Origin of the sequence: Polycyclovorans algicola TG408 (assembly GCF_000711245.1) — a bacterium.
GTDB classification, from domain to species: domain Bacteria; phylum Pseudomonadota; class Gammaproteobacteria; order Nevskiales; family Nevskiaceae; genus Polycyclovorans; species Polycyclovorans algicola.
On record NZ_JOMH01000001.1, the window covers coordinates 1,796,950 to 1,816,055 of the forward strand.

Annotated in this window: 17 protein-coding genes; all 17 read left to right on the forward strand. The window is 55.2% G+C overall.

The window, feature by feature from the left end; all coding sequences use genetic code 11:
• Positions 1–9: 9 nt before the first annotated feature.
• A complete protein-coding gene (locus tag U741_RS0108645; RefSeq protein ID WP_029890079.1) occupies positions 10–1,617 on the forward strand; it encodes an aldolase catalytic domain-containing protein in 1,608 nt (535 codons plus the stop codon).
• A 51-nt stretch (positions 1,618–1,668) separates the two neighbouring features.
• Entirely contained in the window at positions 1,669–2,415 is a 747-nt protein-coding gene (locus U741_RS0108650; RefSeq protein ID WP_029890080.1) for a 3-deoxy-manno-octulosonate cytidylyltransferase, read from the forward strand.
• Entirely contained in the window at positions 2,412–3,107 is a 696-nt protein-coding gene (locus U741_RS18920) for an HAD family hydrolase (RefSeq protein WP_084154758.1), read from the forward strand. The genes U741_RS0108650 and U741_RS18920 overlap by 4 nt, the downstream gene beginning before the upstream one ends.
• A gap of 113 nt (positions 3,108–3,220) precedes the next feature.
• On the forward strand, positions 3,221–4,648 hold the full coding sequence (locus U741_RS19210) for a hypothetical protein (protein ID WP_152551552.1): 1,428 nt from the start codon (positions 3,221–3,223) through the stop codon (positions 4,646–4,648).
• A 33-nt stretch (positions 4,649–4,681) separates the two neighbouring features.
• A complete protein-coding gene (locus U741_RS0108655; protein WP_029890081.1) occupies positions 4,682–5,710 on the forward strand; it encodes a polysaccharide biosynthesis protein in 1,029 nt (342 codons plus the stop codon).
• 4 nt (positions 5,711–5,714) lie between these two features.
• Positions 5,715–6,848: a UDP-2-acetamido-2,6-beta-L-arabino-hexul-4-ose reductase gene (wbjC, locus tag U741_RS0108660; RefSeq protein WP_029890082.1), complete on the forward strand. Its 1,134-nt coding sequence runs from the start codon at positions 5,715–5,717 to the stop codon at positions 6,846–6,848.
• Between the two features lie 2 nt (positions 6,849–6,850).
• On the forward strand, positions 6,851–7,981 hold the full coding sequence (gene wecB / locus U741_RS0108665; protein ID WP_029890083.1) for a non-hydrolyzing UDP-N-acetylglucosamine 2-epimerase: 1,131 nt from the start codon (positions 6,851–6,853) through the stop codon (positions 7,979–7,981).
• On the forward strand, positions 7,966–9,141 hold the full coding sequence (locus U741_RS18925; protein ID WP_084154759.1) for a glycosyltransferase: 1,176 nt from the start codon (positions 7,966–7,968) through the stop codon (positions 9,139–9,141). Before wecB ends, U741_RS18925 begins: the two co-directional genes overlap by 16 nt.
• Before the next feature lie 52 nt (positions 9,142–9,193).
• Positions 9,194–10,135 (forward strand): UDP-glucose 4-epimerase family protein, encoded by a 942-nt coding sequence (locus tag U741_RS0108670; protein WP_029890084.1) that lies wholly within the window; start codon positions 9,194–9,196, stop codon positions 10,133–10,135.
• 4 nt (positions 10,136–10,139) lie between these two features.
• On the forward strand, positions 10,140–10,691 hold the full coding sequence (locus U741_RS0108675) for a sugar transferase (RefSeq protein WP_029890085.1): 552 nt from the start codon (positions 10,140–10,142) through the stop codon (positions 10,689–10,691).
• 407 nt (positions 10,692–11,098) lie between these two features.
• The gene (locus tag U741_RS0108680; RefSeq protein WP_029890086.1) at positions 11,099–12,004 is read left to right on the forward strand and encodes a Wzz/FepE/Etk N-terminal domain-containing protein; all 906 of its coding nucleotides are present in this window, start codon (positions 11,099–11,101) and stop codon (positions 12,002–12,004) included.
• Between the two features lie 25 nt (positions 12,005–12,029).
• Positions 12,030–14,018 (forward strand): polysaccharide biosynthesis protein, encoded by a 1,989-nt coding sequence (locus U741_RS0108685; RefSeq protein ID WP_052378645.1) that lies wholly within the window; start codon positions 12,030–12,032, stop codon positions 14,016–14,018.
• 111 nt (positions 14,019–14,129) lie between these two features.
• Positions 14,130–14,477 (forward strand): hypothetical protein, encoded by a 348-nt coding sequence (locus tag U741_RS0108690; RefSeq protein ID WP_029890088.1) that lies wholly within the window; start codon positions 14,130–14,132, stop codon positions 14,475–14,477.
• A 226-nt stretch (positions 14,478–14,703) separates the two neighbouring features.
• Positions 14,704–15,480 carry a hypothetical protein gene (locus U741_RS19525; protein WP_200872808.1) on the forward strand — a complete coding sequence of 259 codons (777 nt, stop codon included), beginning with the start codon at positions 14,704–14,706 and terminating at the stop codon, positions 15,478–15,480.
• Complete coding sequence (locus U741_RS0108705; protein WP_152551553.1) at positions 15,477–16,256, forward strand: capsule biosynthesis GfcC family protein; 780 nt, start codon at positions 15,477–15,479, stop codon at positions 16,254–16,256. The genes U741_RS19525 and U741_RS0108705 overlap by 4 nt, the downstream gene beginning before the upstream one ends.
• Positions 16,257–16,307: 51 nt before the next feature.
• Positions 16,308–18,446 (forward strand): YjbH domain-containing protein, encoded by a 2,139-nt coding sequence (locus tag U741_RS0108710; RefSeq protein WP_161776168.1) that lies wholly within the window; start codon positions 16,308–16,310, stop codon positions 18,444–18,446.
• Positions 18,443–19,093: a hypothetical protein gene (locus tag U741_RS0108715; RefSeq protein ID WP_152551554.1), complete on the forward strand. Its 651-nt coding sequence runs from the start codon at positions 18,443–18,445 to the stop codon at positions 19,091–19,093. Before U741_RS0108710 ends, U741_RS0108715 begins: the two co-directional genes overlap by 4 nt.
• The last annotated feature ends 13 nt before the right edge of the window (positions 19,094–19,106 follow it).

Sequence of the window (19,106 nt, forward strand, 5' to 3'; positions counted from 1 at the left end):
GTCATTTAGATGATATCAGTAAAAGTACTCGATTGCACCCTGCGTGATGGTGGATATTACAATGCTTGGGATTTTTCGACTGAGCTTATACGGCAGTATCTATATGCCATGCAGTCTGCTCAAGTTGACGTCGTTGAGCTGGGTTTCCGGACCTTAAAGAACCAGGGCTTCCAGGGCCCCTGCGCCTTTACTACCGACAAATTCATCCGAGACGTTAAAATACCATGTGGGTTGACAATAGGCGTTATGATAAACGCTAGTGAGCTTGTCAGTGAAATTCCTCAAGAGGAGGTGTTGGAACGGTTGTTTCCGAATGTCGCAACAGACTCACCAATCTCATTAGTGCGTGTTGCGTGTCATGTGCATGAGTTTGAAAAATCACTTCCGGCTTCTACTTGGCTCAAAGCGCGAGGCTATCAGGTGGGATTCAACTTAATGCAAGTTGCAGATCGGACGGAGAATGAGATTAAGACGCTTGCGCGTCTGGCCAATAACTATCCCTTAGACGTACTTTATTTTGCAGATAGCATGGGGAGTATGAGCCCCAATCAAACAGCGCAGATATTGCGGTGGTTTCAAAGTGAATGGACTGGAGCGATGGGTATTCATACACACGATAATCTGGGGCTCGCGCTTTCCAATACCTTACGTGCTTTAGAAGAAGGAGTAACTTGGGTGGATTCCACAGTCACTGGCATGGGTCGCGGCCCAGGTAATGCTCGCACAGAGGAGCTCGTCATCGAAGTTGCTGAGCGACGGAGCAAGGCGATGAACTTAATTCCATTGATGTCGTTAATTCGTGAACACTTTAAGCCGATGCAGGCCAGTTATGGTTGGGGCACAAATGCTTATTACTATCTCGCAGGCAAGTATGGCATTCACCCAACTTACGTTCAGGAGATGCTTGGTGACCCCCGCTACAGTGAAGAGGATGTTCTGGCAGTTATTGATCACTTGCGGGTTGTGGGGGGGAAGAAGTATAGCCAGAATGCACTCGATGTTGCACGCCACTTTTATCGTGGTCAGGCAAAAGGAAATTGGTCTCCAAAAGCATTGTTTTCTGGCCGTGAAGTGCTACTTCTAGGTACCGGCCCAGGAGTGGCGAGGCATCGGAGTGCGTTGCAGCGTTATATCATTTCGAAGAGGCCGTTGGTAGTTGCGCTCAATACGCAGAGCGCAATAGATGCTGAGTTGGTTGACTTGCGTGTAGCGTGTCACCCGATACGTCTATTAGCGGACAGTGATGTTCACAGAAAACTGCCCCAGCCATTGGTTACTCCGTATTCCATGTTGCCAAAGCTTGTGCGTGAATCCCTTGGCGATAAAGACGTATTGGACTTTGGTTTAAGCGTAGAAGAGGATCTGTTTGACTTCGCGAATACTCATTGCACAATACCTACATCATTAGTGGTTGCTTACGCTTTGGCTATTGTTACTAGCGGATCAGCTGTGGGTGTATTTATGGCTGGCTTTGATGGCTATGGCGCTGACGATCCTCGTAGCCGTGAAATGCAGCAATTGCTGGAAAAATATCAGACTGCTAAAGGGGCATTGCAGATCACCGCAATCACCCCAACCAGCTATGGGCTGCATACCGAGTCGGTTTACGCGCTCTGAGCTGTTTATCCTTGATGCCTTTTTTTTCACAAATATAATTACGAGTCCGTCATGCGTAGTGTGGTTATAATTCCTGCCCGATATGCTTCTAGTCGATACCCGGGAAAACCTCTGGTGCCACTGCTGGGAAAGCCCATGATTTTATGGGTTGCTGAGCTTTCAGCCCGTGCTGTGGGCGTGGAGCACGTCTACGTCGCGACCGATGATGGTCGTATTGCCGATGTCGTGGAAATGGCAGGATTCCAGTCGGTTATGACTTCTTGTGAGGCCCTAACCGGCACCGACCGGCTTGCTCAAGCCGCAAAAAATATAGAGGCCGACATTTATATAAACGTTCAGGGTGATGAACCGCTGGCCGACCCTTCCGATATCATAAAGGTGCGTAATTCAAAGCTGGCAGCTATGGACATGATTATAAATGGCTTCAGCCGTGTGAGTGACGGCGAAGACCCAAATAGTGTAAACATACCCAAAGTAATCACCAACGAGCGAGACGAATTAGTATACATGTCGCGGGTAGCATTGCCGGGTTTTAAGGACGTAAAATGTGCTCCTAGTTATTACAAGAAGCAGGTTTGTATTTACGCCTTCACAAGGGAAGAACTAAATATTTTTCATGGCTTTGGTCGTAAAAGTGAACTTGAGCGTGCAGAAGATATAGAAATTTTGCGTTTCCTGGAGCTCGGTAGCACTGTAAAAATGGTTGAAACACGGCCGGGTAGCTTGGCGGTGGATGTGCCTGCTGATGTCGCCAAAGTGGAAGCGTTATTAAATAAGTTTGTTAAGAGTTATAAATGAAGCATCAATTACTAGATTACGCTACTTTAGTGTTTGACTGTGATGGGGTAATTCTGGATTCCAACAAAGTTAAAACTGAGGCTTTCTTTCAAGCGACTCTCCCGTATGGTGAGGCCGCTGCGCGGTCCATGATTGACTATCATATTGCAAATGGTGGAGTGTCGCGCTATAAAAAATTTGCTCACTTTCAGCAGCACATCGTTCGGGCAGAGAGCTCACATAGACAGGCCTCTGATCTGGAAGCCCTGTTGCAGACCTATGCGAGTCATGTGCGAAAGGGACTCTTATGTTGTAGTTTGGCCCCGAGTTTAGAGGCGCTGCGAAAAGGAAACCCCAGCTCGGTATGGTTAATTGTATCGGGTGGTGATCAGTCTGAGTTGCGCGACGTATTTAACCAACGCGGCATTTTTGACTGGTTCGATGGAGGCATCTTCGGTAGCCCCGACACCAAAGATGAAATTCTTGCGCGTGAACTCGTATCCGGAAATATTAAAAGTCCTGCCTTGTTCTTGGGGGATAGCAAGTACGATTACGAGGCTGCAAGGGAAGCGGGCTTAGATTTTGTGTTCGTAAGCTCCTGGAGTGAGGTAAAAAACTGGCAACATTGGGTGCAAGCAAGCGACATAACCGTGATTGATTCGATTGCATGTCTTTTATCGGGAAGTCACAAACGCGGTGACGCCAATCATTGAAGTATAATTTGTAGTGTCAGGCCAAGGCAGTCAATTAGAGCTGACGCTGGCCCAAGTGTTCGCATGCGCTGCGAGTAACGCGCCACTTCGCTCTGGATATGTCGTCCGGTTAATTGATCGATGGCAATATCATTGACCATATAAATGTCAAAAAAATGGAGGGAATTATTCTTACAGACAATATAGATGATTGTTACACCGAAGATTTCATTGCCAAAGTGAATGAGCATTCCTTCACTACGTCTTCTGATTTCTCGAACGAACTTTTTTTATACTTTTATTTGAAGTTTTCTGAATATTGTGCAATTTTGGGTAAGGGATTGCCCTTGCAAGGGGGTATGAAACGTAGCATAGTGGATTCGGCGATTGTCGTACGTGCGCGAAAGGCATGTAATGATGAAGATTCATTTACAAAAATCTTACTTTTAAATACAAAGATCGGCGGCCAATTAATTATTTATCTTCTGCAAACGCTCGCGCTTTCAATTCTTTTGCCGTTATATTTCTTGTGGAAGACAAGGAAGTACGATTCCATAAGTCAAAAAAAGGAAAAACTTCAATTTATTTATTTGATACGATCTGAGGCCTCATATCGTAAATGCAAATTCAGTATTGATGAAGTAAAGTCAGCAATGGTGCTTGTTGATAACTGGCGTGAAATTAATGTCGTTGGACACCCAATATACGCAGCCATAACGCTAGGAAACGTTTTAAAGGTAACATTCGAAACGTTATTGTATTCCATTCGAGATATCCGCGCGTTTTTTATTGATGGAAATAGAATGCTCGGCATTAGTTGTTCAGCTGCTATTCTTTCTTTCTATTCAAAGAGAATTTCTCATAAAGCGATTTATGAAGCTTGTTTGACTCAAGTCCTTAGGCTTCATCCTGGGGCGACGTTTATTACGGGAGATAAAGATGATCGTTTCGCGCTAATGCAAACTAGGGTTTGTAAGAAGGCGGATGTCAATCTTATTTGTTTGCCTCATGGGCTAGAATATGGGTTTAATTTCCCCGGGGGCTTGGCTGGCACTATATTCTTTTGTCTTGCAGAAGAAAGCGCAAATTTTCTGAGTTCTTTGTACAAAAGCAAAAAATTCTTGTACTCGGAGGAAATTGCAAGGAGTATGTGCGGTGTGAATATTGAAGCAGCTCAAGCTCAGAAAATCAGCAGGTGTTGTTTTTTTACTGAGCCGCGCGATCCTCAGGTGAATTATGCGATCATAGAATATTTTAGGATGGCAGACTTGGAGATCTCCATTAAGTTGCATCCATTAGAGAATGCGGCAATTTATTCACAGAAATTCCCTGATGTGAACCAGATCGCAGATTATTCTGAAGCGATACGTTCATCAGTCTGTGTTGCTAGAAAATCGTCAGTTTTACTTGAGGCTTCTATGCGTGGTTCTGCCGCAATCGCCGCTCTTGTAGCGAAGAAGGACCGTGTTTATGTTGAAAAAATATTCCCCTCGCTTCTCTCTTCGGCTATATCTAGAGCTTATAATTATGCGGAACTTTCCAGCTTAGTCAAAGGCGAGTGAAGAAAGTTTTGTGATTTTTAATCAGGTTATATTATGTTTGCAAATGAAACGTTGCTTATTGTCGGGGGAACTGGGTCCTTTGGTAACGCAGTTCTTGAGCGTTTTATTGAATCCGATTTCAAAGAGATTCGAATCTTCAGTCGCGATGAAAAAAAACAAGATGATATGCGCCGTCGATACAGGAGCGATAAATTAAAGTTTTATATTGGTGATGTGCGAGATTATCAATCGGTGTTGAATGCAGTGCGTGGTGTAGATTTCATCTACCATGCAGCTGCGCTTAAACAGGTCCCGTCCTGTGAATTCCATCCGCTAGAGGCTGTCAAGACCAACGTGTTGGGCACTGAGAACGTGCTTGAGTCAGCGATCAATTGCAATGTTAGGCGCGTTGTGGTGTTGAGTACTGACAAGGCGGTATACCCCATCAACGCCATGGGTATTAGCAAGGCTATGATGGAAAAGGTAGCGGTGGCCAAATCGCGTAGCGCCAACGGTACGGTTATCAACGTGACGCGCTACGGCAACGTCATGTGTTCACGCGGGTCGGTCATTCCCCTGTTCGTGAATCAGATCCGCGCCGGGCTGCCAATTACCATTACCGATCCGTCGATGACGCGCTTCATGATGACCTTGGATGACGCTGTGGACTTGGTGCTCTACGCGTTTCTGCACGGTCAGCCAGGCGAGATTTTTGTGCAGAAAGCGCCCGCAGCGACGATTGAAACCTTGGCCCATGCCCTGACCGACTTGCTTTGCAAGCCAGAGCATGAGGTGCGCGTCATTGGCACGCGCCACGGTGAGAAGCTCTACGAGGCCTTGCTCAGCCGGGAGGAGATCGTCGCAGCGGAAGATTTAGGCGGGTATTACCGTGTGCCGCCTGACTTGCGTGATCTGAATTATGACAAGTTTGTGGAGAAGGGGGAAGTCAGAATTTCGGCTGCGGCCGACTACAACTCCCATAACACCACGCGCTTGGACGTTGACGGAATGAAAGCATTGCTAATGAAGCTGCGCTTCATGCAGGCCGCCGTCCGCGGTGAAGTGGTAGAAGCTGAGGAGTGACGAAATGACTGCGCCTCCCCTCCGTGTTTTAATCACTGGAGCCAACGGTTTTCTTGGCAGGAACCTTTCGGTTCGCTTGGAGGAGCTGCCTGGCTTCAGCGTGCTCCCCTTTGTGCGTGGTGATGACGCAGGGGGGTTGCCAGGACTGGTCGCAGAATGCGATGCGGTTGTTCACCTTGCCGGTGAAAACCGCCCACAGGACGAGGCGGCCTTTGCCCAGGTCAATACGTGGCTCACGGTGGCGCTATGCGAGGCGATTGCACAAGTTATGCTCCAAAAAGGGCGGGCCATTCCTTTGTTGATGGCGTCCACCACCCAGGCGGATCGCGACAACGCGTATGGCTGCAGCAAGCTTGCCGCCGAGCACGCAGTACAGGCATTGGCAGAGAAAACGAGCAATCCCTGCGTGGTGTTTCGCCTGCCTGGCGTTTTTGGTAAGTGGTGCAGGCCCAACTACAACTCCGTGGTGGCGACTTTTTGTCACAACATTGCGCGTGGCTTGCCGATACAGGTCAACGACCCTGCAGCTGCCGTGCAACTGGTGTACGTGGATGATGTGGTTTCCGCCTTCATACGCGCCCTGGAAGCCCCGGCTGAGGGCCTGGTGCGAGGCGTCGTTCAGCCGGAATATCGCGTGACGCTGGGCGAGTTAGTGGCGCAGATTCGCGCCTTTGGTCAGTGCCGCACCAGTCTACTAACTGAGCGAGTGGGCACGGGCTTCGTAAGAGCGTTGTATGCCACTTACGTTAGCTACCTGCCCAACGAGAAGTTCTCCTATGAGGTGCCGCAGCACGCGGACCCGCGCGGCGTCTTTGTGGAAATGCTAAAGACGCCAGACAGCGGACAGTTTTCGTTCTTCACCGCTCACCCCGGGGTAACACGCGGCGGGCATTACCACCACACCAAGACTGAGAAGTTTCTGGTCGTCAAGGGCGTGGCGCTGTTCCGCTTCCGCCATTTGCTAACCGGGGAGCAGGTTGAGTTGCGCACTTATGGGGACAAGCCTGTGGTGGTGGATACGATTCCTGGCTGGGTGCATGACATCACCAACGTCGGGGGCGACGAGATGGTGGTGATGCTGTGGGCCAATGAGAACTTTGATCGAGACCGCCCGGACACCATCGCCAGCAGGCTTTAAAAATGAAAAAACTCAAAGTGATGTCGGTGGTCGGGACGCGGCCAGAGATCATTCGTTTGTCTCGTGTGATGGCGGCTCTTGATCGCAACTGCGACCATGTGCTGGTACACACCTGCCAGAATTATGACTACGAACTCAACCAGATCTTTTTTAATGATCTGGGCATCCGAAAGCCCGATCACTTCTTGAATGCTGCAGGTGCGACGGGCGCCGAGACCATCGGCAAGGTCATCATCGCGGTTGACCAGGTGCTGGCTATGGTGCAACCCGAGGCCATGCTGGTCTTAGGTGATACCAATAGCTGTCTGTCGGTGATCCCGGCCAAGCGGCGCAAGATCCCGACCTTTCATATGGAGGCCGGCAATCGCTGCTTCGACATGCGGGTGCCGGAGGAGATCAACCGCCGGATCGTCGACCACACGGCGGATATTAATCTCACCTACAGCACTATCGCCCGGGACTATCTGCTGCGAGAGGGGCTGCCACCGGATCTGGTGATCAAGACCGGCAGCCCGATGTTTGAGGTGCTGCAGCACTACCTCAGCAAGATTGTGGCTTCCGACGTGCTGGTTCGGCTGGGCTTGGAGGCCGAGCGATTCTTCGTGGTAAGCGCGCACCGGGAGGAGAACGTCGACTCGCACCGCAACTTCTTGCGCCTGGTCGAGACACTGAATGCGATCGCTGAGACTTACGACCACCCAGTGATCGTGTCCACCCATCCGCGAACGCAGAAGCGGGTGGATGCCATGAACATCCAGTTTGACCCGCGTGTGCGCCTACTCAAGCCACTGGGCTTTACCGACTACAACCACCTGCAAATGCAGGCCAAGGCGGTTCTGTCTGACAGCGGCACCATCAATGAGGAGTCCTCCATCCTCAACTTTCCAGCACTCAACATTCGCGAAGCCCACGAGCGGCCTGAGGGCATGGAAGAGGCCGCGGTGATGATGACCGGGCTGGGCGTGGAGCGGGTGCTGCAGGGGCTGCAGGTGTTGGAGGGACAGTCGCGTGGCGAAGAACGCTCGTTGCGTCTTGTGGCGGACTACAGCATGCCTAACGTGAGTGAAAAGGTGGTACGGATTATCCTGAGCTATACCGACTATGTGAAGCGTGTGGTGTGGAAGCAGTTTTAGTGAAGAAACCTCGCATCGCTATCATTAATAGAAGCTTCTGGCCAATCTATCCAGTTATCGGCGAAGCCCTTTTGCTTCTGGCCGAAGAGTTGGCGCCTTTTTACGATGTCAGTGTAATTCTGCAGGATCAGGTAGGAATACGAGAGCGTCTTCTGCGTGAGAAGCGTGGTGAAGGGGTCCGTTTTTATTCTATCGATGCATGGTCTACCTCAGCCAGTGGTGTCTTGCGGCGAGTTATAGATGCGGTGAGGTTCATGGGATGGGTTTTGGGTGTGCTGCTATGGCTGCGCCCAAAGGTGGTTTATGTTTCGACTGACCCGCCGATTCTTGCTCCATTCGTCGTTGCTATTTATTCAAAGCTTTCCGGCGCGCGTTTCATTTACCATCTTCAGGATATTCACCCTGAGGCTGCGCATGTCGTTATTAAAGTGAGGCCTGCTCTGTTTAAGTTGCTCAAGGCTATTGATGGCTTTACGATGCGAAGAGCGCACAAGCTGATCACCCTGACTCGAGTAATGGCGAAGCAGATCGTTGAAAGGTCTGGAGCGGGCGGGGAGGTGATGCTACTAGAAAATCCTTCAGTCCCATTTGAGTCCATAGCGCTGCCTGCCGCGAAGAGTCGAGGTTTTTCTTTCTGTGGAAATGCTGGTCGGCTGCAAAGAATTCCACTATTGATCGATGCAATTGATAGCTATCATTCAGCGGGTGGATCTCTAGAATTTGCGTTTGCCGGAGGAGGAGTTTACGCAAAAGAACTGGAGTCCCTCGCGCAGCGTAACTCCAAAGTTACTTACCTCGGGAAAGTATCCTCACGAGAGGCTGCTGAACTCTCAAGTCGATATGAATGGGCAATCCTTCCTATTGAAGATGAAGTTACCGAATATGCTTTTCCCAGCAAAACCTCGTCTTATGTTTTTGCTGATGCGCGGATTATTGCGATCTGTGGACACAACACTAGTGTCGCAGAATGGGTTAATTTCAATCACGTAGGTGTTGTTGTCCCGCCCACGGTGGACGAAGTCGTGCAATGCTTTAAAAGAGTTGAAGCGGGCGAATTATCTGATCTAACAGGGACGAGTAAGCGTGCGGAACTCATGGAACGTTTGTCTATGCCTAGATTTGTGGGTGTGCTGAAGAATCAGATCGAAGCGATTGTTTGATCACCCAATAATCTTTGGATCGATTCGTTCTCATCATTGAGAGGAAACTTGAATGATATTGGTAACCGGCGCGACCGGCCTAGTGGGTGCTGCCTTGGTGCGCCGTCTCTGCATTGATGGCGTATCCCAGGTCGTCGCGGCAGTGCGAAACGCTGCTTCAGGGCTGCCCAGCCAAGTGCATTTGGTAGGCGGGCTCGAACTCACCGGCCAAACTGACTGGACACCTGCGCTGCAGAATGTAGAGGCGGTTGTTCATTGTGCCGCCAGGGCCCACGTTATGAAGGATCATGAGGCGGATCCACTAGACGTCTACCGCAGAGTGAACGTGGAGGGCACTTTAAACCTAGCCCGACAAGCCGCTGCGGCTGGGGCTCGTCGTTTTTTGTTTGTAAGTTCCGTGAAAGTTAATGGCGAGGGTACTGGGCCAGGGTGTTTGTTTAAAGTGGGAGACATTCCAGCGCCGCTTGATCCTTATGGCCAATCGAAGTTTGAGGCAGAGCAGGGTCTACGTGAGGTTGCGACCGAAACCGGAATGGAGATCGTAATTATACGCCCACCCGTCGTTTATGGCCCCGGAGTCAAGGCTAACTTTGCGACGATGATGCGGTGGGTAGCACGAGGCGCACCGTTGCCATTGGGCGCTGTTCGTTCGAATCGCCGAAGTCTGGTGGCGTTGGATAATTTGGTCGATCTGATGGTGACTTGCTTGGATCACCCAGCCGCTGCAAATCAGACTTTCTTGGTCAGCGATGATGAGGATTTGTCCACCGCAGACCTGCTCGAGCGCTTGGGGCAGGCGATGGGAAGGCCAGCCAAGTTGATTCCGGTACCGATGGGAGTATTAATGGCGGGGGCAGCGATGCTAGGCAAGCGTTCGGTGGCGCAGCGGCTGTTGGGTTCTTTACAGGTTGATATCTCCAAGACGCGTGAGCTCCTTGGGTGGCAGCCACCGATTGGCGTGGATGAGGGCTTTAGACGGGCAGTGGGGCGATAGCGTGCTGATACGACTGTTCGATCTGCTGTTCTCGTTTCTGGGGCTGGTGTTCGGCTTGCCGATCTTGGTGCTGCTCTGGCTGATCGGTTTGTCTGATACAGGGTCGCCGTTGTTCAGGCAGGAACGTATAGGGATACATCAGCGGCCGTTCACTCTGGTCAAGTTCAGGACCATGAAGCTGGATACCGCTTCGGTTGCGACACACTTGGCCAGTAGTCATGCGGTGACGCCCTTTGGTCGTTTTTTACGGCGGACCAAGCTGGATGAGCTGCCTCAGCTCTGGAACGTGTTGATGGGGGACATGAGTTTGGTGGGGCCCCGGCCGGGCTTGTTCAACCAAGAGGAGCTGACGCAGGCGCGGGCCCGCCGGGGGGTCTTTGAGGTGCGTCCGGGTATTACTGGTCTTGCGCAAGTGAGCGAGATTGATATGTCAACGCCGGAGCTTTTGGCGGAGACGGACGAGCGGATGATGAAAACGCTCACGCTGCGGCGCTATTTTCAGTACATCTTCATGACGGTTGTTGGGCGAGGGTCTGGGGATCGCTTGAAGGGCTAGCGTTTGTGCGGGCTCTTGAGTTGCTGACCGTGGGTTAGACTCTGAAGAAGGCTATTTGAAAGTTGTTAAGGCGCCACGGTCTCCGACGTCGACAAAGCAATCGTTTGGGCTCCATGGTGTCAGCGGTTGGTTGAAGGTGTATCGCTCGATCGTGGATGCCGGATCGGGGTCCGGCATGACTAAGGTGAGATTCGGGCTGATGAAAGTGGGTCCGGCATGACGATGTTGAGGCCAAAGAGACGTGTTGCTTGGTTTGGGGACGATGCGGCTTGTTGCGGGCGGGACTTGATTGGGTGCTTGGGCGGGCCCTTCTTCGCGGCTCGGGCTTCAGGCACTACATCGTCGGGCTGTGCGTACAATCGCGCCCGAACTTGGCCGCTTCGTAGAGTTTGAGAACCCTTTCGCGAATGAATGATCAGCAGCAGTTGGCGCCCGTGCATAGCGGCTATGCAGACGATGAGATTGACCTGCGCGAGCTGGTTGCGGCGCTTTGGCGCGGCAAGTGGTGGATCATGTTGTTTACCCTGCTGGCGACGGTTCTGGCCGGCGTTTATGCGTTTACGGCGACGCCGCAGTTCAAGTCGGAGGCGACGCTGCAGTTGCGGGATGACAACTCATCCGGCGGCATGGGTGGGCAGCTCGGCGGGCTTGCTGCGTTGGCGGGGGTGTCGCTGGGCAGCGGGGGCGGATCGGATCAGATTTATGCTTCGGCCTACGTGGAATCGCGCGCCTTTATTCAGGGCTTCATCGACACGCACGATGTGATGCAGCATCTGTATGCCGACCGGTGGGATGCTGAGGCGCAAGACTGGCGCCCCGAGACCAAGCGTTTCTCTGACGAGCCGGCCCCGCCGCCGACCCCTTGGCATGCGTATTCAAAGTTTATGGAGGAGGTCTTCTCGATTGCAGTGGACACCCAGACGGGCACCCAAACCTGGGCAGTGACCTGGCACGACCCGGTGCTGGCGGCGGAGTGGCTCAAGGCATTGATCGAGCGGGCCAATGTTGAATTGAACCGCGCGGTGCTGGATGAGGCCACGAACAACCTGCGGTATCTCGAAGGCCAGTTGCAGGCGGCGGGCACCGTCGAGGTGCGCCAGACGGTGGCCAGCATGATGGAGTCAGAGCTCAATCAATTGATGATGGCCCGCAACGCCGAGCGCGGCACATTGGTGGTGGTGGACCCGCCGCTGGAGCCTCAGGCGCCGTTCAAGCCCAAGAAGCCCTTGATTCTGGTGTTGGGTTTCATGTTGGGCGGCATGTTGGGTGTGATGTTTGTGCTGGTGAAGAACGCGCTGCGGGCGCCGCGCTGAGGCGAGTGAGCCGAAGGGGAAGGGCATGAATCACATCAAAGACCTACTGAACACGCTGCTGGCCAGTGGCCGCCGCGAGAAGTTGCTGATTCTGGTGGTCATGGACGCATTGATGATTCCCGCTGTGCTGTGGCTCACCTGGACCCAGTTGGCGGGCTATTGGTGGTTGCCCATTCGCGGCGGTGCTGAGTTGCTGGTGGTGGCCACGGTGGCGTCGGTGGCCTGTTTGGCAATCAGCGGCGTCTACAAGGCCGTGGTCCGCGCCTTTGACGAGACGTTTTTACGAACCCTGCTGTTGGCCATGCTGCTGTACAGCGTGGTGCTGATTGCGGCTTTGACCTTGCTGCCATGGGCGAAGCAGCCGTTCAGTGCCGCGTTCTTGAGTACGGTGTTCAGCACCTCACTCATCTTCTTTTGGGTGTGGGGCAGCCGCACGGCCATTCGCGCCCTGGGCTTGTTTCTGGGGCAGGTGGGCTCGGCGCCGGCACGGGTGGTGATTTACGGCGCCGGCGCGGCAGGGCGGCAACTGCTGGCCGCTTTGCGACGCGAAACCGGTCATCGCCCGGTGGCGTTTCTGGATGACGACGCCAGCCTGCACGGCAGCGTGATTGCCGGCCTGCCGGTGCGCCGGGGCACGTTGGCGAAACAGGTTATTCAGCGGTTCAAGGCCAACAAGGTCTTCATCGCCATGCCGGGGGCGTCCCGGCAAAAGCGGCGCGAGGTGATTCAGCGGCTCGAACCATTGCCGGTGCACGTGCGGGTGCTGCCCGGTTTCTCGGAGTTGGCGCACGGGCATATTCAATTCAACGATTTACGCGAGGTCGAGATTGAAGACCTTTTGGGGCGCGAGAGCGTGGCGCCCAAACCATTGCTGTTTAGCGCCAACATTGCCGGGCTTAACGTGATGGTGACGGGAGCGGGTGGCTCCATCGGGGCTGAGTTGTGCCGGCAGATTTTGGTGGCGGCCCCGCGCCGGCTGGTGCTGCTCGACCACAGCGAATACGCGCTGTACGCCATTCATCAGGAACTGGAGGGGCTGGCTTCGGCCATCGAGATTGTGCCGGTGCTGGGCAATGTGGTGGATGAGCAGCGCATGGCCTTTGTGATGGACAGCCAGCAGGTGCAGACCGTGTACCACGCCGCCGCTTACAAACACGTGCCGCTGGTCGAGAGCAACCCGTTTCAGGGTGTGCGCAACAACGCCATGGGTACCTTGCACCTGGCGCGAGCGGCGATGGCCTGCGGGGTCGACACCTTTGTGCTGATCTCGACCGACAAGGCCGTGCGCCCCACCAATGTGATGGGCGCGTCGAAGCGCCTGGCCGAGCTGGTGCTGCAAATGTGGGCGGCCGATGCCAATGTGGGCAAGACGCGCTTCACGATGGTGCGCTTTGGCAACGTGCTGGCGTCGTCGGGGTCGGTGGTGCCGCTATTCCGAAAGCAAATTGCCGCAGGCGGGCCCATCACCCTGACGCATGCCGAAGTCACCCGGTACTTCATGACCATCAACGAGGCGGCGCAGTTGGTGATTCAGGCCGGGGCGATGGGGCGCGGTGGCGATGTGTTTGTGCTGGACATGGGTTCACCGATCAAGATCATTGATCTGGCGCGGTTGATGATTCGCCTCAGCGGGCTCGACGAGCGCACCCTTGATAACCCCGATGGCGACATCGAGATCAAGACCGTGGGCCTGCGCCCGGGCGAGAAGCTTTATGAAGAACTGCTGATTGGCACCGGCGATGCCCAGGAAACGCAGCACCCCAAAATCATGAAGGTGTTTGAGCCCTCCGCAGGGCGCGACGCTTTGATGGGTTTCTTTGATGAGCTTGAGGCGCGCGCCCAGCAGTTCGATGTGCCCTGGTTGAAGGATCGGCTTGCCGAGCTCGTCGAGGGGTATGCGCCCGCCGCCGAACCGCTAGGCTCGGTGGATCGGCGACGCCCGGGGCCACGCTTGGGTGTGGCGGCACGCGGTGGCGCGACCGTGGTGACGGGCAGTTTTGGGCAGCGTGGATAGCGCCCGTCAGGGAATGCATTCGCTTTACGGCCTCGCCATCGGGTTGTCTCGCGTGGCATCGGCACGAAACATGCTAGGGGTAACAACAATGAACAGTGGAACGGAGTAGCAATGGGCGTAAGGCAGGGCCAACGAATTTTTCTGGGGTATGCCCTCGTCGGTTTGCTCAGCGGCATGCTGGTGGGCGGCCATGCATTGGCTGAGGCGCCCGAGGCGGCAGACGCTCAGCCCCTGTCGGCCATGCCCACCGGCTACGCAATTGCCGATCTGGGTGATTTGAGCGAAGAGGGCAAAACGGCGCGGGCGCGCACTGCGCTGATTCGGGGGGCACTGTATGGCGGTGACCAGCCCGGCCTTGCGCAAATGCCCAGCGTGATGTTTTTTGCTGCGCTGTCGGTGTTCATGGGTGGGTCAGACGCACCGAAAGATTTGGCTCGCCCGGTGGACGAGCTGCGCTGACGCATGATCAGGATCGGCTTGAGGCGCAAGGTCTCGCTTCAAAGCGGTCACCTGGTCATAAATTGATCACGAACAGATGTTGAAATGGCGACTTTATTCACCTGACAATGCGCCGTTCGTCGGCCGGTAGCCTGCAACACGATTTAACGCTTGCGATGATTTCTTACAAAAGCCACACTAGTGTCATCCATTAAAACGATCTAACAGTTCCCTAGGGGTATGTGAAATGAAAAAACTGCTTGTTGCCGCGATGGCAGGTGCACTTGTTGCCCCGGTCTCCATGTTCTTGACGTCCGGTCTTGCCCAGGCGCAAGGCGAATCGCAGAGCAGTTCCACCACCCAGGGTGACGTGAGCGCCGGTGTGTTGGATCAGGCTAACGCTGAGCGTGTCGCCCAGCGAATGGACATGTCACTGGAGGACGCCATCGGCGCCGGGTTCATCGAGCCCTCCTCCCCCGGCGCAAGCACCTTTGTGGTGACGCAAAAGGGCGCCACCCGTCTCGGTCTCGCCACTCAGGCAGGGCTGACGGCACAGCAGATCACCGCCATTGTCGCGACGCTGGTCGTTGGCGTCTTCATCATTTCCGAGTTTGATAGCAGCGAAGATGTTCGTTCGCCGCTTTTGCCAGTGACGCCGCCTCCGGCCACCCCGACCCCAACGCCGCCGCCACCCACCGTGACGCCGACGGCTACGCCAACCGCGACGCCGACTGCGACACCAACGGCTACCCCGACCGCAACGCCCACCGCGACGCCGACGGCCACCCCGACTGCGACACCAACGGCTACTCCGACTGCGACGCCTACGGCCACCCCGACTGCGACCCCAACCGCGACGCCAACGGCCACGCCGACTGCGACCCCGACGGCCACGCCGACCGCAAGTCCGGTACCCACCGTTCAGCCACCGGTGAACACCAACACCAACACGAATACCAACACGAATACCAACACCAACACCAACACCAACACCAACACGAACACGAATACTTCGACGCCGTGAGCACGTTGGAACATAAGGGCCGGCAGTCGCCGGCCTTTTTTTTGAGCAATGGTGCCGTTTATGCGGTGATTGCCTGGGCTGCCATGCTGGTGTCGGGCGGGGCCAACCTGGCGTTGGCCCAGAGCGACACGCGGGACAGCGTGGTCACTGTGACCGGTGCGGTCGAAAAGCCGATTCGCGTCAATGGCCCCGTGAAGCTCAGTGATGCCATCAAGGTGGCGGGCGGCTACCGGGAGGGGGCGTACCCGTACGGCTCGCTGCTGCTGCGCAGGAGTGATTTGCAGGTGGGCATGACCGTGTGCATGGCGTCGGCCGCAGAATTGCTGCGCATGCAGTTGGCCCTCTCCGGGGGGAGTGAGCTGACAGGTGCCGGCAGCCTGACGGCTGGAATCGACCTGGGGCAATACATCCGCATTCCGATCTCACTCTCACCGGGGCCGACCATTGCCGAGGCGCAGGCCGACGTGACGCTCGTTACTGGGGACATTCTCTACGTGCCGTTTCGGCCGACGTCGGTGGCCATTATCTCGCCTGGCAATGACGAGACGGTGATCGTCAATTATCGGCCCGGCTGGAAAGCGGATGAGTATTTGAACGCCGCCGACATTAAAACCAATTGGTCAAGCAATGAGTTCCGCATTTACTTGCCGAACGGTGATCAAGATCTGTTGAAGCTGAATCTTTGGAATTACGAGTTGCAGGTTGTGCCGCCGGGCTCGGTCATCACAAGCCGTGACAAGAAAAAGAAAATTGATGACAGCTGCCTTGGTCTTTAGATGTTTATGGGTCCAGCGCCGGGTCGTGCGCTCGCCGCGATGCGGCAATTGATGCGCGTCTTTCTGGCCAAGGTATGTGGGCCGCGTGCGCTTTGGCTCGGGCTGTTTGGCTTTGTCGTTACCAACGCCAATGCGGAGCAAATTACCCCCATGGGTTTTCCGGGGCTGGTGCAGACGCCGGTCGCACGCATGCCCCAGGCCGGGTCGGTGGGCTTGGGCTTTGCGCGCCAAGAGCCTTACGACAGCCTCAACTTTTATGCGTCGCCATTTGACTGGTTGCACGCATCGGTGCGCTACACCGACACCAACGTGGCGCAATCGCGCGTCAACACCGTGCACGATAAAGGGATCAACCTGCAGTTTCGGCTTGCGCAGGAGTCATTGTGGCGCCCGCAAATTGCCGTGGGTTTGATTGATGCCGCCGGCACCGGCCTGTTCAGCTCCGAATATTTGGTGATGAACAAGCGCATTCACGATTTCGACTTTTCGCTGGGCATGGGTTGGGGCCGGTTTGCGGCCGGCCGCGACATGACCAACCCATTGGGTCAGATTGATGACCGCTTCGAAACCCGCGAAAGCGCAACCCGCGGCGAAGGCGGCGTTCCGGCAGTTTCAAGCTGGTTTTCGGGGCGTGAGGTGGCACTGTTTGGCGGCGTGCGTTATTCGCTGTTGGGCGGCCGGCTCGACCTCAAGGCCGAGTGGGAGGGCAACGACTACTCCGATGAGTTTCGGCGTGGTGAATCACTCAAGTCGTCAACACGGTTGAATGTGGGGGCTGATTACAGCGTCACCGACAACATCAAGCTGAAGCTGAGCTACGAGCGCGGGGAGGTGCTTGGGTTTGGCGTGTTGATTCACGCGTCCTTGAACCGGCAGCTTGAACGCAGCCGCCGGGCCGTGCGCCCGCCCAAGCCCCTTGATGAGGTGGGCTTTCCGGAGGTCAGGGCAGAATCCGAGGGCCTTCAACGACCCGAGCAATTGCGGCGCTTCCACCAGCGGCTGCGGGAGGACCGGGTGTTTGTCCATGCGCTGGACCTCGACACGGTCAATAAGGAGGCCACGGTTTGGCAAACCAATAATCTGACACGTGAATCGGCTGTGGCGGCCGGGCGCTCGGCGCGCGCGCTGCTGGACACTTACGGGCGCGAGTTTGAAAAGCTGAACGTGGTCAGCGTGGTGGCGGGTCGGGAGCGGTCTAACGTAACGCTCGACACCGAGATCTTCAGGCAGGCCGCGTTGGGCGCGCTGTCAGTCGAGGAGCTGTTGCTCGAAACCGACGTGGCGCCCGTGCCGGAGAAAGATTGGCAAGAGGCCACCTATACCGGCTTGGCCAAGTATCCGACCTTTGCCTTTGGCATCACGCCGGCCTTGCGGTCGAACATCGGTGGCCCGGTGAATTTCTATGTCGGGCAGTTGCAGCTCAAGCCGTTTGCCAGTATCCAGTTGTCACGCAATCTCAACGTGACCACCAGTTGGGCCTTTGACTTTCTTTACGACGACTTTGACCGTCTGCAGCCGCGTGAAACCAGTTTGTTGCCACCGGTGCGCACCGACCTCGAGCGTTACCAAAGAGAGAGCGGCGGCAGCTATCTGGACAAACTGGAGGCCAACTACTACTTCACGGTAGCGCCGTCGGTGTACGGGCGGGTTTCGGCCGGTATCTTTGAAGAAATGTACGGCGGCATTGGCCACGAGATGCTCTACATGCCGCCGGGTTCAAGGTTTGCCGTGGGCTACAACATCAACCGGGTGAAGAAGCGCGACTTTGACCTGCGGTTTGGCTTTCAGGATTTTGAGGCCACCACGGGGCATGTGACGGGCTACTACGAATCGCCGTTCAGCCGTATTCGGGTGGTTCTCAGTGTGGGCCGCTACCTGGCCGGTGACACCGGGGCGACGCTTGATCTGTCCAAGTCGTTCCGCAACGGGCTGCGCTTTGGCGTGTTTGCCACCAAGACCAATGTGTCGTCACGCGAATTTGGCGAGGGCTCGTTCGACAAGGGGGTTTACATGTTCATCCCCATCAACGTGTTTTCAACGCGCGAGGCGGCGGGTGGCGTGTCGATCTCGCACCGGTTCATCCTGCGCGATGGCGGTGCCAAGGTCAGTGACGGGCGCGCGCTTTATCCGACGCTCAGCAACGAAGGCGTGGACCGCTATTACGAATCGGCCTCGGAGATTCTCGAGTGATGCGCGGGCTCACCTTGTTGGTCGTGACGGTGGCGTTGGCCGGGTGCGCCAATTTCAGCTATCGCTCGTTGGCCGAAGAAGCCCTGGGCAAGCCCAAGAGCGGGGCGAAAAGCGAGGACATTGCCGGGTATCTGGATGAGTTTCCGTTTGCTTACTTGCTGGTCGAAAGGCCGGGGCGTTTGGGAACTGCATTCATCATGGTGGACACGGCCAATGGCGCCGAGCGCTGGATGGACGCCGCAGGCAACCTGCTGTTTCGTGAAGGGGTGTTCTCACTGTCGTCCAGCGGCGTCACCGGCTTGAACGTGGCCACTTTGGACAGCGATCTGCCCAACCGTGACGACGTACGGCAACTGATTGACGGCCAGGTTGATGCGTTGTCTGGCGTTAGAATCGTCGAAGTCTTGGGTGCGCTTGACGAGCAGCGGATCGAGTTCGTCTATGTTGGCGCGGCGCCGGTTGCGGTGAATGACCTGTGGGTGCAAACCCACCAGATTGAAGAGCGGGTGGTTGATGCGCGCGGCAATCGATGGGCCAATACGCACGCGCTGCTGGTCGACACGCTCTACAACGTTCGTTCGCGCGCAAAATATTCGGCCGAGGACTCGCACACCGTCATTCAGTTGTACAAGGCGCCAGGTCGATAGGGCGCGGTTCTGT